Annotated in this window: 17 protein-coding genes; 10 read left to right on the top strand and 7 right to left on the bottom strand. The window is 59.7% G+C overall.

All coding sequences use genetic code 11. From position 1 onward, the window contains the following. Nucleotides 1-149 precede the first annotated feature (149 nt). Entirely contained in the window at nt 150-581 is a 432-nt protein-coding gene (locus NWV16_RS15010; protein ID WP_260519681.1) for a thioredoxin family protein, read from the bottom strand. Between the two features lie 336 nt (nt 582-917). Here NWV16_RS15010 and NWV16_RS15005 point away from each other — a divergent pair, with 336 nt between their 5' ends. The 8 genes from NWV16_RS15005 (at nt 918) to NWV16_RS14970 (ending at nt 7470) form a co-directional block, all read left to right on the top strand. Further along, nucleotides 918-1766, top strand: coding sequence for a transporter substrate-binding domain-containing protein (locus NWV16_RS15005; RefSeq protein ID WP_260519680.1), 849 nt, complete (start codon nt 918-920; stop codon nt 1764-1766). Between the two features lie 52 nt (nt 1767-1818). Beyond that, the gene (locus tag NWV16_RS15000) at nt 1819-2481 is read left to right on the top strand and encodes an amino acid ABC transporter permease (RefSeq protein WP_059405928.1); all 663 of its coding nucleotides are present in this window, start codon (nt 1819-1821) and stop codon (nt 2479-2481) included. Nucleotides 2482-2490: 9 nt separating this feature from the next. Next, nucleotides 2491-3153, top strand: coding sequence for an amino acid ABC transporter permease (locus NWV16_RS14995; protein ID WP_260519679.1), 663 nt, complete (start codon nt 2491-2493; stop codon nt 3151-3153). Further along, entirely contained in the window at nt 3150-3947 is a 798-nt protein-coding gene (locus tag NWV16_RS14990; RefSeq protein ID WP_260519678.1) for an amino acid ABC transporter ATP-binding protein, read from the top strand. Before NWV16_RS14995 ends, NWV16_RS14990 begins: the two co-directional genes overlap by 4 nt. 30 nt (nt 3948-3977) lie before the next feature. After that, a complete protein-coding gene (locus tag NWV16_RS14985; protein ID WP_039768794.1) occupies nt 3978-4367 on the top strand; it encodes a RidA family protein in 390 nt (129 codons plus the stop codon). Nucleotides 4368-4513: 146 nt separating this feature from the next. Beyond that, nucleotides 4514-5278: an IclR family transcriptional regulator gene (locus NWV16_RS14980; protein ID WP_260519677.1), complete on the top strand. Its 765-nt coding sequence runs from the start codon at nt 4514-4516 to the stop codon at nt 5276-5278. Between the two features lie 39 nt (nt 5279-5317). Then, a complete protein-coding gene (locus tag NWV16_RS14975; RefSeq protein WP_260519676.1) occupies nt 5318-6538 on the top strand; it encodes an amino acid deaminase in 1221 nt (406 codons plus the stop codon). After that, a complete protein-coding gene (locus NWV16_RS14970) occupies nt 6538-7470 on the top strand; it encodes a sugar kinase (RefSeq protein WP_260519675.1) in 933 nt (310 codons plus the stop codon). Before NWV16_RS14975 ends, NWV16_RS14970 begins: the two co-directional genes overlap by 1 nt. A 67-nt stretch (nt 7471-7537) precedes the next feature. Here NWV16_RS14970 and NWV16_RS14965 read toward each other — a convergent pair whose 3' ends face one another. Continuing rightward, nucleotides 7538-7813 carry a peptidylprolyl isomerase gene (locus NWV16_RS14965; protein ID WP_065260528.1) on the bottom strand — a complete coding sequence of 92 codons (276 nt, stop codon included), beginning with the start codon at nt 7811-7813 and terminating at the stop codon, nt 7538-7540. 50 nt (nt 7814-7863) lie between these two features. Then, nucleotides 7864-10401, bottom strand: coding sequence for a PAS domain-containing sensor histidine kinase (locus NWV16_RS14960; RefSeq protein WP_260519674.1), 2538 nt, complete (start codon nt 10399-10401; stop codon nt 7864-7866). A 127-nt stretch (nt 10402-10528) separates the two neighbouring features. On the opposite strand from NWV16_RS14960, the gene NWV16_RS14955 reads away from it, so the two are divergent. Further along, a complete protein-coding gene (locus NWV16_RS14955) occupies nt 10529-11635 on the top strand; it encodes a PilT/PilU family type 4a pilus ATPase (protein WP_260519673.1) in 1107 nt (368 codons plus the stop codon). A 122-nt stretch (nt 11636-11757) separates the two neighbouring features. After that, nucleotides 11758-15546 carry a hypothetical protein gene (locus tag NWV16_RS14950; protein ID WP_260519672.1) on the top strand — a complete coding sequence of 1263 codons (3789 nt, stop codon included), beginning with the start codon at nt 11758-11760 and terminating at the stop codon, nt 15544-15546. A gap of 6 nt (nt 15547-15552) precedes the next feature. Here the strand turns inward: NWV16_RS14950 and NWV16_RS14945 are convergent, their stop codons facing one another. The 4 genes from NWV16_RS14945 to NWV16_RS14930 form a co-directional block, all read right to left on the bottom strand. Further along, nucleotides 15553-17508: an acetoacetate--CoA ligase gene (locus tag NWV16_RS14945; protein WP_260519671.1), complete on the bottom strand. Its 1956-nt coding sequence runs from the start codon at nt 17506-17508 to the stop codon at nt 15553-15555. A 63-nt stretch (nt 17509-17571) separates the two neighbouring features. Continuing rightward, complete coding sequence (hbdH, locus tag NWV16_RS14940) at nt 17572-18345, bottom strand: 3-hydroxybutyrate dehydrogenase (RefSeq protein WP_260519670.1); 774 nt, start codon at nt 18343-18345, stop codon at nt 17572-17574. A gap of 7 nt (nt 18346-18352) precedes the next feature. Beyond that, nucleotides 18353-19744 carry a GntP family permease gene (locus tag NWV16_RS14935; protein ID WP_260519669.1) on the bottom strand — a complete coding sequence of 464 codons (1392 nt, stop codon included), beginning with the start codon at nt 19742-19744 and terminating at the stop codon, nt 18353-18355. A gap of 273 nt (nt 19745-20017) precedes the next feature. Then, complete coding sequence (locus NWV16_RS14930; RefSeq protein WP_260519668.1) at nt 20018-21433, bottom strand: sigma-54-dependent Fis family transcriptional regulator; 1416 nt, start codon at nt 21431-21433, stop codon at nt 20018-20020. Between the last annotated feature and the right edge of the window lie 92 nt (nt 21434-21525).

The raw sequence follows: 21525 nt of genomic DNA, 5'->3' as shown, positions 1-21525 counted from the left end.
CGTGGCCAACAGGCCACCAGCACCTATCTCTTTCTGAGAAATAAAGAAAAGCAGCCGGACGGGAGCTTGTCCAATCCGGCCTCGAGGCTAGTTGGTACAGATCAATTGGAACGAAAGTGCCATTACCTGATGGCTCTTAGGTGGCACTTTCAGGAAAAGTTCCATCGTTTTGCGCGGGGGATGGTGCAGAGGGTGCTGAGGGTGTGGCGCAGCCACTTCAGGTCATGGGCCGGTTTGCGCACAGCGGCGCAGGTTCTGGGTTTGCCCAGGTGTTGGGTGAAGTCTTGCAGCAGGGATTCTTCCGTACCGATGCCTTTCAGTTTTTTGATCAGAACGCCTTCCTTATAGAACAACACTGTCGGTGTCCCCGTAACGTCCGGATGTCGGCACGACTGTGCGGTATCGAGCATGAAGATATCCATCCAGGGGCGGAAAGGTTTGGCGATATCGAGGAACACTGGACTTGCGAAAACGCAGGCGCCGCAGTGCTCGTTGAAGAAGTACAGGACGACAAGGTGCCTGGCTTTCAAGACCTTCCGGTATGTCGGGGGCAACGCTGAATATCGAGTCGGCTTCGTCATTGGAGCTTCCTTATCCAATGTGTTGGACAGCACGACGTTAGGGGAGCTGCGGCCGTTGCTGCAACTGTCAGAGTTGACAGGTGCAGCCGTGCCCAATCGTGCATCGCGCACCAGGATGTGGCCCGGATACCCGCCAGGTGTGACGCAAAGTAGCGAAATGTGGAGTCGCGTTTGGTTACACCGTTTTCTGGGTTATCGCCATCTCTTTGATTCAAAACAAAATTCAATCCATTGCAGATTCCCCGGGAATCCTGTGGCACACTTTCTGCTGTCTATTCCGTAGTAACAAACCACGTTCCGGTATAGCGGAATAAACAACTTCCTGGAGTGCTTGCCATGCATCGCCGACCTTCCTTGTTCAAAGCGTGTGTTTTTGTTCTCGCGGCTTCGTCCGCTGTCATGGGCGTGGCCCAGGCGGCCGACAGCAAGCTCGACAGCGTCCTGGCCCGTGGAAAACTGATCGTGGGCACTGGCAGCACCAACGCGCCATGGCACTTCCAGGGCGCGGACGGCAAGTTGCAGGGTTTTGATATCGATATCGCCCGGATGGTCGCCAAAGGTCTGTTCAATGACCCGAACAAGGTCGAGTTCGTGGTGCAGTCCTCCGATGCGCGAATTCCGAACCTGTTGACCGACAAGGTCGACATGAGCTGCCAGTTCATCACCGTCACTGCCAGCCGCGCGCAGCAAGTGGCGTTCACACTGCCGTACTACCGCGAGGGCGTCGGCCTGCTGCTGCCGAACAGCAGCAAATACAAGGAAATCGAAGATCTGCAGGCTGCCGGCGACAGCGTGACTGTGGCGGTGCTGCAAAACGTGTACGCCGAGGAACTGGTGCATCAGGCGTTGCCCAAGGCCAAGGTCGATCAATACGACAGCGTTGATCTGATGTACCAGGCCGTGAACTCCGGTCGTGCCGATGCCGCCGCCACCGACCAGTCTTCGGTCAAATACTTGATGGTGCAGAACCCGGGTCGCTATCGCAGCCCGACGTACGCCTGGAGCCCGCAGACCTACGCCTGCGCCGTCAAGCGTGGCGATCAGGACTGGCTGAACTTCGTCAACACCACCCTGCATGAAGCCATGACCGGCGTCGAATTCCCGACTTACGCGGCATCGTTCAAGCAATGGTTCGGCGTCGATCTGCCATCGCCAGCCATCGGTTTCCCTGTCGAATTCAAATGATCCCCGTGAGAGCGGGGCGCTCTGACGCGCCCCGCTCAAGGTACTGCCAACCATGAACTATCAGTTGAACTTTGCCGCCGTGTGGCGCGATTTCGACACCTTGCTGGCGGGGCTGGGTCTGGGCCTTGAGCTGGCGCTGGTGTCGATCGCCATCGGCTGCGTGATCGGCCTGCTGATGGCGTTTGCCTTGCTGTCGAAGCATCGCGCCTTGCGGGTGCTGGCCTCGGTGTATGTGACGGTGATCCGCAATACGCCGATTCTGGTGTTGATTCTGTTGATTTACTTTGCGTTGCCGAGCCTGGGGATCCGGCTGGACAAGATCCCGTCGTTCATCATCACCCTGTCGCTGTATGCCGGGGCGTACCTGACCGAAGTGTTCCGCGGCGGTTTGTTGAGCATCCCCAAGGGTCAGCGCGAAGCAGGCCTGGCCATCGGCCTGGGCGAATGGCAGGTGAAAGCCTACGTCACCGTGCCGGTGATGTTGCGCAATGTGCTGCCGGCGCTGTCGAACAACTTCATTTCGCTGTTCAAGGACACCTCGCTGGCCGCCGCGATCGCGGTACCGGAGCTGACCTATTACGCGCGCAAGATCAACGTCGAGAGCTACCGGGTCATTGAAACCTGGCTGGTGACCACGGCGCTGTATGTCGCGGCCTGTTACCTCATTGCCATGCTGCTGCGTTACCTGGAGCAGCGTCTGGCAATCCGCCGATAGGAGGCTGCGATGTACGAATCTCCCAGTTGGTTGCATGAGTTGTGGATTGCCCGCGAAGCCTTGTGGCAAGGCTTTCTGACCAGCGTGCAGGTGTCGGCGCTGGCGATTCTGTTCGGCACGGTCATCGGTGTGTTTGCCGGTCTGGTACTGACCTACGGCAAATTCTGGAAGCGTGCGCCGTTCCGTTTTTATGTCGACCTGATTCGCGGCACTCCGGTGTTCGTCCTGGTGCTTGCCTGTTTCTACATGGCGCCGGCACTGGGATGGCAGATCAGCGCGTTTCAGGCCGGAGCCCTGGGGCTGACGCTGTTCTGCGGCTCCCACGTCGCCGAAATCGTGCGAGGTGCATTGCAGGCGTTGCCTCGCGGGCAAATGGAAGCCAGCAAAGCCATCGGCCTGACGTTCTATCAGTCCCTCGGTTACGTGCTGTTGCCTCAGGCCTTGCGACAGATCCTGCCGACCTGGGTCAACTCGTCCACGGAAATCGTCAAGGCCTCGACCTTGCTGTCGGTGATCGGTGTGGCCGAGCTGCTGCTCAGCACCCAGCAGATCATTGCCCGGACGTTCATGACTCTGGAGTTCTATCTGTTCGCCGGTTTTCTGTTCTTCGTCATCAACTACGGCATCGAATTACTCGGCCGGCACATTGAAAAGCGGGTGGCCCTGCCATGACTCAAGCTCAAGTTTCCAACGTCCAGAACGGTCAGCCCCTGCTGGATATCCGTGGTCTGCACAAACAGTACGGCGCGGTCGAAGTGCTCAAGGGGGTCGACCTGAGCATGCAGCGCGGCAACGTAGTGACGCTGATCGGCTCCAGTGGCTCGGGCAAGACCACGCTGCTGCGCTGCGTGAACATGCTGGAGGAATTTCAGGGTGGGCAGATCCTGCTCGACGGCGAATCCATCGGCTATGACGAATTCAACGGCAAACGCGTGCGCCATCCGGAAAAGGTCATCGCCCGCCATCGTGCGATGACCGGCATGGCGTTCCAGCAGTTCAATCTGTTTCCGCACCTCACCGCGTTGCAGAACGTCACCCTCGGCTTGCTCAAAGTCAAAAAGATGCACAAGGACGAAGCCGTGGTGCTGGCTGAGAAATGGCTGGAGCGGGTCGGCCTGCTGGAACGGCGCAATCACTTTCCCGGCCAGCTGTCCGGTGGTCAGCAACAGCGTGTGGCGATTGCCCGGGCGATTGCGATGAACCCGAGCCTTATGCTGTTCGACGAAGTCACCTCGGCCCTCGACCCGGAACTGGTGGGCGAAGTGCTGAACGTGATCAAGGGCCTGGCCGAAGACGGCATGACCATGTTGCTGGTGACCCACGAAATGCGTTTTGCGTTCGAGGTCTCGGACAAGATCGTTTTCATGAATCAGGGGCGCATTGAAGAGCAGGGGCCTCCCAGGGAACTGTTCGAGCGTCCGCAATCACCGCGGCTGGCGGAGTTTCTCAAAAGCACGCGGTTCTGACTTTCACTTTTTCAATCAGGAGAAACACCCATGAGCATTACGCGCTACGGCACCGGCAGCACCGCCGCCGGCGGCCAGCCACGACCCTTCGCGCGCGCAGTCGAGGCCGACGGCTGGCTGCACGTTTCCGGGCAGGTGCCGGCGGTGGATGGCGAGATCATTGTCGGGGGCATCGTCGAGCAGACGCATCAGACCATGAAGAACCTGATCGCGATCCTCGAAGAGGCCGGTTATGGCCTGGAAGACGTGGTCCGTGCCGGGGTGTGGCTGGACGATCCGCGGGATTTCACCAGTTTCAACAAGGTCTTCGGCGAGTACTTCAAGCCCGAACATGCGCCGGCCCGGGCCTGTGTGCAGGCGAGCATGATGGTCGACTGCAAGGTCGAGATCGATTGCATTGCATACAAGAAGAAGGCCTGAAACTTGTATTGATTTTTTCGCGAGCAGGCTCGCTCCCACAGGGGATCGCATTCCAAATGTGGGAGCGAGCCTGCTCGCGAAAGCGATCTAACGGTCGACGCTGCACTCTCGTTAAACTCCCGGCACTTTCATTGGGAACTGAAGACATGACCGAAGACACCATCAAGCGCCGGGCACGCGGTCTGGACCGGGCGTTCGATATCCTCGATTTCCTCAAGGAGATCGGCCAGCCGCTGCGTCCGAACGACATTGCCAACGGCATCGGCAGCCCGAAATCCACGGTCTACGAGCTGGTGGCCTCGTTGCTCGAACGGCGGATTCTGGAACCGGTGGGCAAGGACGGCCATGTCTATCTCGGGCGTCAGCTGTACTTTCTCGGTCAGGCGCATCTGCGTCATTTCGACCTCAGCCGCGAGGCCGATCATGCGCTGCAGGAGATTGTCAGCCAGACCCGGGAAACCGCGCAGATGTGCCTGCTCAACGGGCGCAAATACACGGTGGCGCTGATGAAGGAGGGTGAGCGGCATTTCCGCATCTCTTCCGATATCGGCGAAAACGCACCGATCCCGTGGACGGCGTCCGGCCGCTTGCTGCTGGCGCACTTGAGTGACCAGCAGATCAGCGACCTGATCGACCCTGAAGATTTCATTTTGCCGGATGGCGAGCGCCTGCCGATGGAGACCTTTCTCAAGGAAATCCGTCAGGCCGGCATCGACGGTTTCTTTTCGTTCGACAGTGTCGCCGACACCTTCACCCATTGCTTCGCCGCCCCGGTCAAAGACCCGGATGGCGTAGCCATCTGCACCCTGTGCATTGTCGCGCCGCGTGCCGATGCCAGGAACAATTACAACGACTATCGCCGGGTGTTGATCGAGAGCGCCAACAGCCTCGCCCGGCGTATTCACGAATAACCGCGCTTGCCTTCGGGCGCGACTGTGAGGAGTTCGACCATGACGACTGCCAACAACACTGCTGCCGTGGAAAAGGGCGACGCTGTCCTAGGTGCGCAACTGGTGCGTGACATCAGCCTGCCGGCGCTGGTGCTGCATCGCGAGGCGCTGGAGCACAATATCCGCTGGATGCAGACATTCGTCAGCGACAGCGGCGCCGAGCTGGCGCCTCATGGCAAGACCAGCATGACCCCGGCGCTGTTTCGTCGTCAGCTCGACGCCGGTGCCTGGGGCATCACCCTGGCCAGCGCCACTCAGACCCGCGCCGCCTATGCCCACGGCGTGCGCCGGGTGTTGATGGCCAATCAACTGGTCGGTACACCGAACATGGCGTTGATTGCCGATCTGCTGGCGGCCGATCCGGGCTTCGACTTCTATTGCATGGTCGACCATCCGGACAATGTCGCCGATCTGGGCGCTTACTTCGCGTCGCGCGGCGTGCGCCTGAACGTGATGATCGAGTACGGCGTCGTCGGCGGCCGTTGTGGTTGCCGTACCGAGCAGGAAGTCATCGAACTGGCCAAGGCCATCGGCGCGCAACCGTCGCTGGCCTTGACCGGTATCGAAGGTTACGAAGGCGTGATCCATGGCGATCATGCCGTCAGCGGCATCCGTGAATTCGCGGCCTCGCTGGTGCGCCTGGCGGTGCAGTTGCAAGACAGCGGCGCGTTCGCCATCGCCAGGCCGATCATCACGGCGTCGGGTTCGGCGTGGTACGACCTGATCGCCGAATCGTTCGAAGCGCAGAACGCGGGCGGGCGCTTCCTCAGCGTGCTGCGTCCGGGCAGTTACGTGGCCCATGACCATGGCATCTACAAAGAGGCGCAGTGCTGCGTGCTCGACCGTCGCAGCGATCTGCACGAAGGCCTGCGTCCGGCACTGGAAGTCTGGGCCCACGTGCAGTCGATGCCGGAGCCGGGATTCGCGGTGATTGCCCTGGGCAAGCGTGACGTGGCCTTCGATGCCGGGATGCCGGTGCCTTTGCGGCGTTACAAGGCAGGGGTGGTGCCTGCGGTGGGCGATGATGCAGGTGCCTGCAAGGTAACTGCGGTGATGGACCAGCATGCGTTCATGACCGTGGCACCCGGGGTTCAATTGCGCGTCGGCGACATCATTTCCTTCGGCACCTCGCACCCGTGCCTGACCTTCGATAAATGGCGCGTGGGGCTGCTGGTGGACGAGCAGTTGTCGGTGATCGAAACCATGGAAACCTGCTTCTGATGAACGCGCTCAGTCCTTTGGGTCCGAACACCCCGCGCATCGCCCTGATCGGCGAGTGCATGATCGAACTTCAGCAACGTGCCGACGGCAGTCTGCAACAGCGTTTCGGCGGAGACACGTTGAACACGGCGGTCTACCTGTCTCGCGCCATGGGCGACAAGGCGCAGGTGGATTACGTCACCGCGCTGGGCGATGACAGCTTCAGCGACGCCATGTGCCGCAGTTGGGCCGACGAAAACATCGGTCTGGATCTCGTTCAGCGCTTGCCCGGTCGCCTGCCGGGGCTGTATTGCATCCAGACCGATGCCGCCGGGGAGCGGCGTTTTCTGTACTGGCGCAACGAGGCGGCCGTTCGCGACTGTTTCACGACTCCGGCGGCCGCGCCGATCCTGGCGGCGCTGCCGGACTACGATGTGTTGTATTTCAGCGGTATCACGCTGGCGGTACTCGGTGCGTCGGGTCGGGAAAAGCTGATCGAGACCTTGATTGAGGCCCGCCAGCGCGATGCGCGAGTCGTCTTCGACAACAATTACCGGCCACGGCTGTGGGCCTCGGTGGAAGAGGCGCGGGCGGCGTATCGCAGCGTGCTGCCTTATGTCGATCTGGCGTTGCTGACGGTGGACGATGAGCAGGCGCTGTTTCAATTTGCCGATTGCGATGCGGTGTTCGAGGCTTATGCGCAGATCGGCACGCCGGAGGTGGTTCTCAAGCGCGGCGCCGAAGCCTGTCTGATCCGTTGCGACGGGGAGGCGTTCGAAGTGCCGGCGCAGAAGGTCGAGAAGGTGGTGGATACGACGGCAGCGGGAGATTCGTTCAGCGCGGCGTATCTGGCCAGTCGCTTGTCGGGCGCAAACCCTGCGCAGGCGGCGGAGGCGGGGCACTGCTTGGCCAGTCGGGTCATTCAAGTGCCAGGGGCGCTGATTCCGAGATAAGTAGTGGATGGCCGATTGCTGCGCAATCGGTTCGACTTGCTCGCGAAGAGGCCCTGAAAGCAAAAACTCAATCGCGAAAAAACACCTGCACCAGGTGATAGCCGAACTTGCTCTTGATCGGCCCGTGCACCGTGCGCAGCGGTTTCTTGAAGATCACTGCGTCGATCGCACCGACCATTTGCCCGGGACGTACCTCACCCAGATCGCCACCGCGCTTGCCGGACGGGCAGGTCGAGAATTTCTTGGCCAGCACATCGAACGCTTCACCGTTGGCGATGCGCTGTTTGAGTTTTTCAGCCTCATCGGCAGTCTTGACCAGGATGTGGCGGGCTTGGGCTTTCATCGTGCAATACCTGTAGCGGGGTGACGGCGGGGCGCGGATTATGCCTCAAGTCACGGGGTTTGGCTGAGCATCGTGCGGATCTTGGCGGCCAGCTGTTCGATGGAGAAGGGCTTGGCCACCATGTCCATGCCGTCTTCAAGAAAACCCTGGCGTTCGGCGGCGTTCTGCGCATAACCGGTCATGAACAACACTTTGAGTCCTGGACGATGCTGGCGCGCAATCTCCGCCAATTGCCGCCCGTTCATGCCTGGCAGGCCAACATCGGTCACCAGCAGGTCAACCCGCAGATTGGATTCCAGCAGGGGCAGGGCGCTTGCGGCATCTTCGGCCTCGTGAGCGCAGTAACCCAGCTCCTTGAGCAAATCCAGCACCAGCATACGCACGGCAGGATCGTCTTCGACCACGACCACCGCTTCACCGGTAGCGACGACGGCTGCCTCCGTTTCCGGTGCCGTCTCGGCCTGTTCCGCCACGATTGAATGAAGGCGAGGTAAATACAGGCGCACGCAGGTGCCCTGACCTGGCAGGCTGTCCAGGCTTACGTGCCCTCCGGATTGCTGGGCAAAACCGTAAATCATCGACAAACCGAGCCCGGTCCCCTGACCGATCGGCTTGGTGGTGAAGAACGGATCGAATGCCTTGGAGCGCACCGACGGCGTCATGCCGGTGCCGTTGTCGCTGACGGCGAGCATCAGGTAATCACCGGCCTTGACCGGTTCCAGCGTGGTGATGTCGTTACCGTCGAGATAGATATTCGCGGTTTCGATCAGCAGTTCGCCACCGTGGGGCATCGCATCCCGGGCGTTGATCACCAGATTCAACAATGCGTTTTCCAGCTGGCTGACATCGGTACTGACAGGCCAGAGACCGTCGGCGAGGCGCAACTTGAGCGCTATGGGGTCGCCCTTGGTGCGGCGGATCAGATCCTCCAGCGAATGAATCAATTCGTTGACATCGATCGTCTTGCGATCCAGCGACTGGCGCCGGGAGAACGCCAGCAGGCGGTGGGTCAATGCCGCAGCACGGTTGGCGGAGGAGACCGCAGCGTCGGTGAATCGACCGATTTCATCGGTGCGACCACTGGCAATGTAGCGCTGCATCAGGTCGAGACTGCCGATGATTCCGGTCAACATGTTGTTGAAGTCGTGCGCGATGCCCCCTGTGAGCTGGCCGACCGCTTCCATTTTCTGCGCGTGGCGCAGGGCATCTTCGGCGCGCTCGCGTTCGAACATCTCGTTCTGCAGACGCTGGTTGGCCCGGGCCAGTTGCTCGGTGCGCGCACTGACGCGCTCCTCAAGGGTTTCATTGAGGTTGCGCAAGGCTTCTTCGGTCTTTTTGCGCTCGGTTTCGTCGATCACGAAAATGTAGAAACCGTTCACGGCGCCGTCCGGACCATGGCGCGGCAGGTAGTTCATCAGGGCATGGCGCTGGCTGCCATCGCGATGGGGCGTGTACAGGCTGAACGAGCAGGGCCGGCCGGCCAGGGCCTCTGCAATGTACGGTGCCCGCAGGAAATAGGCCTCTTCGCCGATCACCTCGCGAATCGTGCGACCGCACAGCTCTTGAGGCGTGAGCCCGAACCAGTCCAGGTAGGCGGCGTTGTTCAGGCGAAAGCGTTCTTCGCGGTCGACGTAACTGATCAGGATCGGCATCGCGTTAATGATCAGTTGCAATTCGGTCTGGCTCTGGCGCAAGGCCTGTTCGGTGTGTTTGCGCTCGGTCAGGTCCAGCGCCGCGCCGAGGAAACGCATCGGTCGCCCATGATGATCCTTGTAGCAGCGGCCCCGGGCGAAAACCCAACGCACTTCGCCATTGGCTTGCAACAAGCGGTATTCCTCGGCGTATTCGGTGCCGTGGGTGATGCAATGCTTGATGCTGCGGGCAATCAGCGTGCGGTCTTCGGGGTGAACGCCGTGCAGGTATTCACTGATCGGCAACTGGCGGGCCATTGCCGGGTCGACACCGTGCAATTGGGCGAAATGCGCGTCGGCGATGAAGCGGTCTTCGCCGATGTCCCAATCCCAGGTGCCGACCGCATCGGTGGCAGCCAGCGCCAGTTGCAAGCGCTCTTCGGTTTCTTTCTGCGCCTTGAGACTGTCTTCCGAACGTTGTTTGAGCTCCAGGGCAATGCGCCGGCGCTCATTGGTTTCGATGGCGGTGACCAGAATCCCCGCCACCTGAGCGCTTTCGTCGCGTATCGGACTGTAGGTCAGGTCCAGCCAGAAGTCGGAATCCTTGCCGTCCCGTTGCAGGGTGAAGCGTCGCTCGCTGTAGGTTCTGACCTGGCCCTGCAGGACGGCGCTGTAAATCGGGTCGGTAAAATCCCGAAGTTCCGGCCATATCTGGTGTGCCGGTTGTCCGAAAGCGTGAGGATGCTTGCTGCCGGCCAGTAGCGCGAAGCCGTCGTTGTAGATCTGGGTGAGTTGCGGGCCCCACAACAACAGCATCGGCATCGGCGAATGAAGCACGATGTCCACCGCGGTGCGCAGGCTCTGCGGCCAGGTGTCGGCGTGTCCGAGCGGGCTGCGACTCCAGTCGGTGCGGGTCATCAATGCCTGGGCGTCGTGGGTGTTCGGTACAGCGTTCATCACATCAATCCTGAGCGTCGGTCGGTGAAGCGGCGTCTACTATCCTAGTGCGGTAGACGCCGTAAGGCCCGTCGCGTCACGACGCACGGTCTTGTGTTCCTTGAAAGCTTCGCAGGTGTTACTGGCCATGGAAATCGACGCACTGCTCAAACAACTGTCGAGCCGGCACGGCTCGGATCTGTTCCTGTCCACGGGCGCGCCGCCCAGTGCACGGTTCGAAGGTGTACTGACGCCATTGAGCGAACAACCGCTCAAACCCGGCGAGGTAGCCATAGTCGCCGCTTCCTTGATGGACGTCGAGCAGCAACGGGAATTCGACCGGGACCTGGAAATGAACCTGGCGATTTCCCGTACCGGGATCGGCCGGTTCCGGGTGAACATTTTCAAGCAGCGCAACGATGTTTCGATCGTGATCCGTAACGTCAAACTGGAGATCCCGCGCTTCGAAGACCTCAAACTCCCCTCGGTATTACTTGAAACGGTCATGCTCAAGCAGGGGCTGATCCTGTTCGTCGGTGCCACCGACTCGGGCAAGTCCACATCCCTGGCGGCGCTGATCGATCATCGCAATCGTCATGGCAGCGGACACATCGTCACGATCGAAGACCCGATCGAGTATATCCATCGCCACAAGAAGTCGATCATCAATCAGCGTGAAGTCGGTGTCGACACCCGCAGTTTTCATGCCGCGCTGAAAAACACCCTGCGCCAGGCACCGGATGTGGTCTTGATCGGTGAGATCCGCGACCGAGAAACCATGGAGCATGCGCTTTCGTTTGCCGAAACCGGGCATCTGGTGTTGTCGACGTTGCACGCCAACAACGCCAATCAGGCGCTGGACCGGATCATCAATTTCTTTTCCGAGGAGCGGCGTCCGCAATTACTTCATGCTCTGGGCAATCACTTGAAAGCGTTTGTATCCCAACGCCTGGTGCGAACCCTGGATGGCCAGCGCCGGGCGGCGGTGGAAGTGATGCTGGGCTCTGCGACCGTCGCCGATCTCATTCGACGCAACGAGTTGGCTGACCTCAAGAACATCATGGAAAAGTCGGCTGAACTCGGGATGCAGACCTTTGACGAGGCACTTTTCAAGTTGGTGGTCGAAGGTGTTTTAAGTGAAGAAGAAGCGCTGAAAAACGCTGACTCAATAAACAATCTCAAGTTGCGCCTGAAACTTAAACTTCAACAGGATGATAAAGCCGGAGGAGATTCGGAGGATTGGGGGCTGATCTGAGTTTTCTCATCAAAGTCCTTGCCTGGAAACTTTAATTAATACAGACCTGCTGGATTGTCGACGTTCGGCCGTTTAGGTTGCGCGTGTCCTGAATTGGCAGGCTGATTTAATTAAGGTGTTTTATGAGCGTTGTATGGGCAGGGAAGTTTAATAAGTATGCCGTTGATCAGAATGATCGGCAGCACGAGTTTGATCTGAAAGAGCGTGAGCTGGTCATGATTGAACTCAAACGGTGGCTTCAGGCGCCATCGGCCGAGACACCGATCGCATGGTGGGACTATCAGATCGAGTTGCAGCAAGGCTCATCGCTTTACAAGGTCCACAGACCTGGACAGAAACTGCTGTCGAAGCTGATGGACACGGTGGCCATGAGAAGTGCGTTGACCCGGAACGATATTGAACAGGACGCGCTCATTTGTGTCGGTGCGGACGGCAAGCTTGAAGTCTGGAGTGATATCGGTTGGCTGGATTTCGTGCAGCGTGGATATTTCAGGCACTTTACCCAGGGACAGGAAGTGCTGCCGGTCATTGTCGACATTGCCAGAACTTCAGGCGGCTACGTTTGGCTGGATGATGCGATTGTCATAGATCAATGGCTGCGTTTTCATGGTTTCGATGTACCGAAAACCGTTGATCAGGTCAAAAATCTGTTGGCCTTTTTCGAATTTGAATTTCCAACGGTGGACGAGCTCGGGAATTACTGGGGGCAGATCGTCAACGATGATCCTGCATTGTTTGTTTTGTCATCGGATCAGCGGCAATCCATTAAAGATGTCACACGTGAACTGACAGGGGACGACGAACGATTACTCGAAAGTCTTTTTCGCAAGACGCGTTCAGATATTGCACTACATGACAATGCGGCTGCCGTTATCAAAAAGCTGCTCAGTCATTCGATTTCCCGAAGTTACGCAGAAAAGTATGTAGAGCTGCAAGCCTGGTTCGGAGCGGAACCCGGTCAAGTCATGGCGCCACAGCAACTTGAGCAGGCACTCCTTACTGCGATATTGCTGGATATCAATCCTTTGATCGGGAAAGTTCAAGGCCGAAAATCTGTCGGAAGTTACGAGGTATACGCCAGGGAGTACCTGGGCAGGCCGCCTGCCATCGCGCTCGAAGGTTTGCGTGCGCATATGGTCAGCAATCGCTGGGCATCCCACGACACAGCACCCCTGGCGATTCATCTGGTATTGGCAGAAGTCGCCCCCGAATTTCTGGTCAGGCAGGTGCCAGGCAATGTGCTGGTCGGTTCGCTGGAATGGGTGAACTTCTGCCGCGCCGTCGTGCTGGTCGAAGCCGTTGTTCAAGGCGCGGCGCGTGTGATGACCTATGCACAAATCATGAGTTTTGCGCAGTTGGAGCCTGTCAGTCAGGCATTGGCGGATTTGCATACCGTAGCCCTGATCGATCCGATCGTGGACTGGGCATTGATGAACGGCATCGTGGACCCTGATGAGTTGCGCAATGCCGAGCAGGCGAGCACACAGAAAGCCCTGCAGGCTTACCAGCGGTTTGTGGAGGACTTCGCGCAGGTCAGTCGTGCGTATGCCATGCCGTTGCCTGATCGCAGAAGCATCGCCCTTGGCGCGCTGCGGCAGGCTGCACCGGACTGTGATTTCCTCGAGTCGCCGTTATTGGTGCAGCGCCCGGGCCTTTACGCTTCACCTGCCGTGATGTCGATGGTCGATTTGCACATGTCCGGCGATCTGCTGAAGCAGGAGTGGGATTTTCGCGCGGTTTTTCCCGACAGTACTGCTCCGGATCTTCTGTCCGGAATCAGTGGACACCGCCGACCGGTTCTTCATGATCCTGCCGTCATGAGCATTTACAGCCGTTATCCAGAAATGCTGAAGATGCCGGCAAACAAGGTTGAATTTCACCGTCAACTGCATGTTTATCTTGGCGAAATGAACAGGGCGCTCGCGACCACGCTCAAGTGGTCGCTGGCCAGGCTTTCTTCCTTTGAGCTGCAAGGGATCCTGAACGGTGAGATCACGTTTTTCACCCTGCGAAAGCCGGCCCTCATTACTCGCACCACGCCGGTCGGAGGACCTCTGGTCCGCGAGGAACCGGTGGAGAGTCAAGAGGGCAAGGATGCGGCAACGGGGCGTTTCGGTATCGTAATGTGTGTCTCATACCGAGGGCGGATCAGTTGCCATGAAGTGTTCACGCTGCGCGGCGAGATCCATCGCAACGATGAACTCGGAAAACTGATCGTCAATTCCGGCAAACTCGATTCGGCGGCGCGAGTGGACTTCAGTGGTGACAGGAAGGCGCATGTGCCTTTCACGCCTGAAGAACGCCTGCCGATCAATCTCCAATGCTACGTCGAAGGGGTCGCGAATGACTTCAAGGTCAGCAGCAGCCTGGCGATCATCGACAAGCTGGCAACGCTGGCTCGACCCTTGTCGGAATCCAGCCCACTGCGAAGCGAATATCGCAATTACGGGGCGCCGCAACTGGCTCGTATTGCCCAGTTGATTGTGTCCCATCACCCGTTGATGACTTTCGATCAGCTTGAAGCGGCTGCGATCCGGCCTACGGCACTTGAACTGGAGCGGGAGAAGGGCGAGCGGGTGGCCACCTATATCGTTGACCTGGCCGTACCGTTCAAAAAGTGCGTCCAGGATCTGACCTCCGGTGAACACAACCCGGTGGTGGACGGTATCTATGGTTGCGCGATGGATGCCATCGCACTTGTGGGAACGTTCGCCGGCGCGGGTGCCAAAGTGGTGTCCATCGTGACAAGGGCGAGCCGCACATCCTCGGCGCTTGCTGGTCTGGCCAGACTGATCGTCGGCACGGGCGTTTCCATTTTCAATCCGCTGGACGACATTCCGTCGATAGTGCGAGGGACGGGAAAACTGGTTTACAGAGGCGGACTGCGTCTGAGCCGCGAAGCTCAGCAAGTCCTTGCAGTGGCGAAGGCGCAGCTGGGGCATCTGAAGGGCGTACCCGCACGACGTCTCGGCAATCCCTCGAACGTTGTCCAGGGCACCTGGCGTCCACATCCGGGAAGCGCCGATACGCTGACCGTACTGGCGGCACGAGAGGATTTTCACTGGTATGCCCTCGACCGCACAGGCAGGACCTGGGGGCCGAAGCTGAACAATTTCAGCGTCGATGCACCGTTCATCGCGGCTCGATTTGATAAGACGCTACCGCTCAGTTATAGCCGGCATGTGCTGCAGCACAGTCTGTCCCGGGTGAAAACGAAGGTGCAAAGCGCGATCGATGCCTTGAGCGGACAGGACTTCACTCGGGAACGGAATTTCATCATCAAGGTGTTTCTGGGGGACGATTCGCAGGACGCACGTGATCGGGTATTGAAGTACCTGAAGCTGATCAGGACCGATTTCGATGGCTTTTCGCTGAGCAATTTCATCCTCGATGCCTACAAGGACACCGGCCACATTGCGGCCTTCAATCGAGAGATCTATCAGCGGTGGATCGTGTCGGGCGCAGAACAGCGAAGCAATCTTGCCTTTATCGAAATCCACACCCGAGGCCTCAACCGGCACTTCATCCGGCATGGTTACAACCACGACGTCGTAGCGGATGACTTGATCCATGAGATGCTCCATGGCGCCGCGCGCACAGACGACGTCTGCTATGCCATCGACAAGGCGGGTGACGGCGCCACCGCTCAGGTGCTTGACGTGGCGCCGCTGCTGAATCTGGCCATCGGCCGGCAAGCGGTCATGCCGGAGCAAGCGTCGAGCCGGTTTCACGAAGCCTCGAAGGCCTTCGAAAACGCCGATTCCCTGGCCGTCGCCACTTCGCTGCTGAGCCAACTGCTGACCGACAAAACCAGCCATGACAGCAATGCGGCCACATTGGCCGCTGTCGCGAATCAGGGCGACAAAGCGATCAACGGTCCGGTGTTGATCACCTTGAACAAGACCGTATAAGCCCGTTCAGTTCGCCAGTTCCGGCCGGTCCCGAAATTGTTCCAGCGCTTCGGGATTGGCCAGGGCATCGGTGTTCTTGACTGGCTCGCCATGCACCACATTGCGCACCGCCAGTTCCACGACCTTGCCGCTGATGGTGCGCGGAATGTCCGTGACGGCGACAATCCTGGCGGGCACATGGCGCGGCGTGGTGTTGGCCCGGATGACCTGGCGGATCTGCTGCTGCAGAACGTCATCCAGCGTTACGCCTTCCTTGAGGCGCACGAACAGCACCACCCGCACGTCATCCTGCCAACGTTGGCCGATGGCGACACAGTCCAGCACCTGCGGGACTTTTTCCACCTGACGGTAGATCTCCGCCGTACCGATGCGCACGCCGCCGGGATTGAGCACGGCGTCGGAACGGCCGTGGATCAGCATGCCGCCGTGGGGCAGTTCTTCAGCGTAGTCACCCTGGGCCCAGACGCCCGGAAACTGGCTGAAATAGGATTTTCGCAGTTTCTCGCCATCGGGATCGTTCCAGAGGCCGATGGGCATGGCCGGAAAGGCTCGGGTACACACCAGTTCGCCCTTTTCGCCAATCACGGGGTGCCCGGCGTCATTCCACACTTCCACCGCCATGGCCAGGCTCTTGCCCATGATTTCACCTCGGCGTACCGCCGACATCGGGTTGCCGTTGACGAAACAGGACACGATGTCCGTGCCGCCGGACATCGAGGACAGGCAGACATCCGGTTTGAAGTCGCGATAGACGAAGTCGTAACTTTGCGGCGACAACGCAGAACCGGTGCAGAGCAAGGTCTTCAGGTGGCTCAAATCATGACTTTCACGAGGTTTGATGCCGCTGCTTTCCAGGGTCGCGAGGAATTTCGGGCTGGTGCCGAACACGCTGACCTGCTCGTCATCGAGCAGCTCCAGCAGACGCTGGTTGTCCGGATAAAACGGTGAACCGTCATACAGCACCACCGCGCTGCCGACGGCCAGCGCCGAGACCAGCCAGTTCCACATCATCCAGCCGCAGGTGGTGTAGTAGAACAGTCGATCACCAGGGCCCAGATCGACATGCAACCCGTGCTCCTTGACGTGTTGCAGCAACACGCCGCCGGTGCTGTGAACGATGCACTTCGGCACGCCGGTGGTGCCGCTGGAATACAGCACGTACAGCGGATGGTCGAACGGCACCGGGACGAATTGCGGCTCGTCGCCCGGTTCATAGAAGTCGTCCCACAGCGTGACGTTGGCAGATGTCCGGTAATCCGTGGCATGGGCGTGAGGTCGCGCATAAGGCACGATGATCAACTGCTGCAAGGTTGGCAGCTGTCCGAGGATTTCATTGATCTTGACGGTCTGGTCGATCTCCTTGCCGGCGTATCGGTAGCCGGCGCAGGTGATGAGTACTTTCGGTTCGATCTGGCCGAAGCGGTCGATCACGCCATGGGTGCCGAAGTCAGGCGAAGAGCAGGACCAGATCGCGCCGAGGCTGGTGGTCGCCAGCATTGCCACCAGGGTTTGCCAGGTGTTGGGCATGCAGGCTGCCACTCGATCGCCGAGTACGACGCCGGCCGCCTGCAGGCTGGCCTGGAACCCGGCGACTTGCCGGGCCAGGTCGGCCCAGGTCAACAATTCACGCTGGCCGTTTTCCCCGATGGCGATTACGGCGATGGCATCGTCTCGTCGGCTCAGCAGGTGTTCGGCGAAGTTCAACGTAGCGCCGGGAAACCACTCGGCACCAGGCATCTTCAAGCCTTCGCGCAACACCGCATCCGGCTGCGTATGAAAGTAGATATCAAAGAAATCCACGATCGCCTGCCAGAACGCTTCACGCCGGTCGATGGACCATTGATGCAGGGCCGGGTAGTCATCGAGGTGTACGTGGTGACGCTGAATGATGAAGCGCCGAAAGCTGTCCATGCGGGACCGGGCAATGCGTTTGGCATCGGGCTGCCAGAGGATGTCGGACATGGTTTGCCTCTTATTGTTTGTCAGAAAGCGCCCACGACAGGGTGGGAGCGATCAGTTGCAAGCTTACTGCGCGAGCCAGCCACCATCGATGTTCCATGCAGCACCGCGCACCTGACTGCCGGCCTCGCTGGACAGGAACAGCACCAGTTCCCCCAGGTGTTCAGGGGTGACGAATTCCAGCGACGGCTGCTTCTCGGCGAGCAAATCGTGCTGCGCCTGCTGCGGATCGACACCTTTGGCCGCACGATCATCGATCTGCTTTTGCACCAGCGGCGTCAGCACCCAGCCCGGGCAAATGGCATTGCAGGTAATGTTGCTGGCGGCGGTTTCCAGGCCAACCACTTTGGTCAGCCCGATCACGCCATGCTTGGCTGCCACATACGCCGCCTTGCCGGTGGATCCGACCAGCCCGTGCACCGACGCGATGTTGATGATCCGTCCCCAACCTTTGGCGCGCATGCCCGGCAGGCTCAAACGCGTACTGTGAAACACGGACGACAGGTTGATGGCGATGATCGAATCCCAGCGTTCCACCGGGAACTCTTCAACCGCCGCGACGTGCTGAATGCCGGCGTTATTGACCAGAATGTCCACACCACCGAATTCGCGCTCGGCGTAGGCGATCATCTCGGCAATCTGCTCGGGGCTGCTGACGTCTGCCGGGTGATGGCCGACCTTGCCGCCGAACTGCCCGACTTCGGCGATCACCTTCGAGGCATCGCCAAAGCCGTTCAGGATCAGGTTGGCGCCGGCCCTGGCCAGCGTCAGCGCAATGCCCAGTCCGATGCCGCTGGTGGAGCCGGTGACCAGTGCGGTCTTGCCCGTAAGAGTCGTCATGAATACCTCACACAATGCCAGTGGCGTAGAAAGTGCCGATGACCGCGAAAACCGCCAGGGTCTTGATCAGCGTAATACAGAAAATGTCCTTGTAGGCCTCACGGTGGGTCAGGCCGGTCACAGCCAGGAGGGTGATCACCGCGCCGTTGTGCGGCAGGGTGTCCATGCCGCCGCTGGCCATCGCGGCTACCCGGTGCAGCACCTCCAGGGGAATGTTGGCGGCGTGGGCGGCGTTGATGAACTGTTCGGACATCGCCGCCAGGGCGATGCTCATGCCGCCCGAAGCAGAACCGGTGATGCCGGCCAGCAGCGTGACGGTGATCGCTTCATTGACCAGCGGATTCGGGATGCCCTTGAGCCAGTCGGCCAGCACCAGAAACCCCGGCAACGAGGCGATGACCGCGCCGAAACCGTATTCCGAGGCGGTGTTCATCGCTGCCAGCAATGCACCGCTGACCGCGCTTTTGCTGCCCTCGGCGAGTTTGCTTTTGATCGCTTTGAAACCGAATGCCAGCACCATCAGGATGCCCACCAGCAAAGCAGCCTGTACTGCCCAGATCGCCGTCAACTTTGCGATTTCGGTGGTGACCGGCGCGGCCATGCCCGGCAGCGCGAGGCTGTGGGTCTTGCCGTACCACTGCGGAATCCACTGGGTGAACAGCAGGTTCATGATGCCCACCGCCAGCAGCGGAGACAGAGCAATCCACGGGTTGGGCAATTTCAGGTCTTCGGCGGTTTCCGGTTCGTTACGCAGTTCGGTGCCGTAGCCTTCGCCGGCGTGCCGGGCCTTGTTGCGCTGGCGCTGGAGAAACAGCATGCCGGCGCAAAACACGAAAACCGTGCCGATCACACCCAGCCACGGCGCCGCCCAGGCGGTGGTGTTGAAGAAGGTGCTGGGGATGATGTTCTGGATCTGTGGCGTACCGGGCAGGGCGTCCATGGTGAACGAGAACGCGCCGAGGGCGATGGTCGCCGGGATCAGGCGCTTGGGGATGTTGCTCTGACGGAACATTTCCGCTGCGAACGGGTAGACCGCAAACACGACGACGAACAGCGATACACCGCCATAAGTGAGCAGGGCGCAGACCAGCACGATGACCAGCATCGCCTGGCGGGTACCGAGCAAGCGAATGGCCGCCGCGACAATCGAACGCGAGAAACCCGACAGCTCGATCAGCTTGCCGAACACGGCGCCGAGCAGGAACACGGGAAAGTAGAGTTTGATGAAGCCGACCATTTTCTCCATGAACACCCCGGTAAAGGCCGGGGCGACGGCGGACGGGTCGGTGAGCAGGACAGCGCCGAGGGCGGCGATCGGAGCAAAAAGGATAACGCTGTAGCCACGGTAGGCTGCGAGCATCAGCAGCGCGAGGGCTGCCAAGGCGATGATCACACTCATGGTGTGCTCCTTCGATTGTTATTTTTGTGGGTGAAACGGGTGCGGGAGGGGCTTTAGCGAGAACTGTGCCAGATGCCTAACTATTTGAAATATAACGAAAAAATGTTGGCTTAAGGCTTGGATCAGAGAAGATTGTCTCGTTTCAGAGATTTTTGTGTCTGGGCGGGCGCTTTCGCGGGCAAGCCCGCTCCCACAGTTGATCGCATTCCCCTGTGGGAGCGGGCTTGCCCGCGAAGCTTTTGATGTGGTCTTGATTTAGAGAATGAAGTCTCTTTATTGAGACTCCGTAATCCCCAGCGCAATCATCTTCTTGTACAACGTCGAGCGCCCAAGCCCCAGTCGCTCAGCGGCTTCAATGACTCTGCCCCCGCATTGCGCGAGGGTCGACTGAATCAGCTGCCGGTCAAAACGCTCCCGCGCCTGGCTGAACGTTTCGTGGGCTACAGGTTCTGACAAGTGCGTCAGTGCGCGCTCGACGGGGGTGAACGTACCGATTGCAGAACGAATGTCGTCCGCCGTGAGCATCAAGTCATCACTGAGCAGCGCCGCGCGCTCAAGGACATTGCGCAACTCGCGGATATTCCCTGGCCAGGCATGCTGACCCAGAAGCTCCAGCGCATCGCGGTTGAGTTCATGCTGACTGCGCAATTCCTCCAGAATCGCTTCGCTGAGTGCCGGCAGATCGTCCAGACGCTCACGCAGCGGCGGCACCTGAATCGGCAGTACGTTGAGCCGGTAGTACAAGTCGGCGCGAAATTCGCCACGCTTGATCGCTGCTTCCAGATCCGTCGAGGTCGCAGCAATCACTCGCACATCGCTCTGGATCACCTCGTTGGAGCCTACGGGTTCGAATTCCTTTTCCTGCAACACCCGCAGCAATTTGCTTTGCAGCGGCAGCGGCATGTCGCCGATTTCGTCGAGAAACAGCGTCCCGCCCTGGGCAACCTGCAACTTGCCGATGCGGCCCTTGCGGTCGGCGCCCGTGAAGGCGCCTGGCGCGGTACCGAAGAACTCCGCTTCGAGCAACGCTTCGGGAATCGCCGCACTGTTGATGCTGACGAACGCCTTGTGCGCCCGGGGCGAGGCACCGTGGATGGCTTGCGCCAGCAACTCCTTGCCACTGCCGGTCTCGCCCAGCAGCAGAACCGGCGACTCGGCGCTGGCGCTGCGACGGGCCCGACGTTTGGCTTCCAGACTGGCCGCACTGGTGCCGATGAAATGGGCAAAGTTGTATCGGGTCTGTCTTGCGCGCAACAGCGAACGGGTCGAGGCCAGTTCTTCCTGCATGCTCTGGTAGCGCTTGAGCATCGGCGACAGCGTGCGCAATTCGTCGAACAGGGCGAAACCGATGGCGCCGATCACCGCGCCGGCATCGTCATGAATCGGCAGGCGCATCACCACTAACGGCTCTTTCGGGGTGTCCTGCATGTCCAACAGAATCGGTCGCCCGGTGCGTACCACCTCACGCAACAGGCTGCCGGGAATCACGCTTTCACAAGGCTTGCCGATGGCGCCTGCGGCGCAGTCGAGACCGAAGCGTCGGGCGTAGCGCTCGTTCATCCAGACGATATTCGCATCGCGATCGACAATCACCGTGCCTTCACTGGATTGCTCGATGATCTCGAACAACGAACGGATCGCCAGCGTGCGAACCCGTTGGTAATCCTTGAGGCTTTCGGTGGTGTTCATCTGACTGATCCTGAATGTGTGGCGCCAGGCCTGGCCCTATCGCCGGCAAGCCAGCTCCCACAGGTTTATCGGGGGTACATGACATTTGTGAG

The organism is Pseudomonas sp. BW7P1 (assembly GCF_024981055.1).
Classification (GTDB): domain Bacteria; phylum Pseudomonadota; class Gammaproteobacteria; order Pseudomonadales; family Pseudomonadaceae; genus Aquipseudomonas; species Aquipseudomonas bananamidigenes.
This window is presented reverse-complemented; position numbering and strand designations above follow the sequence as displayed.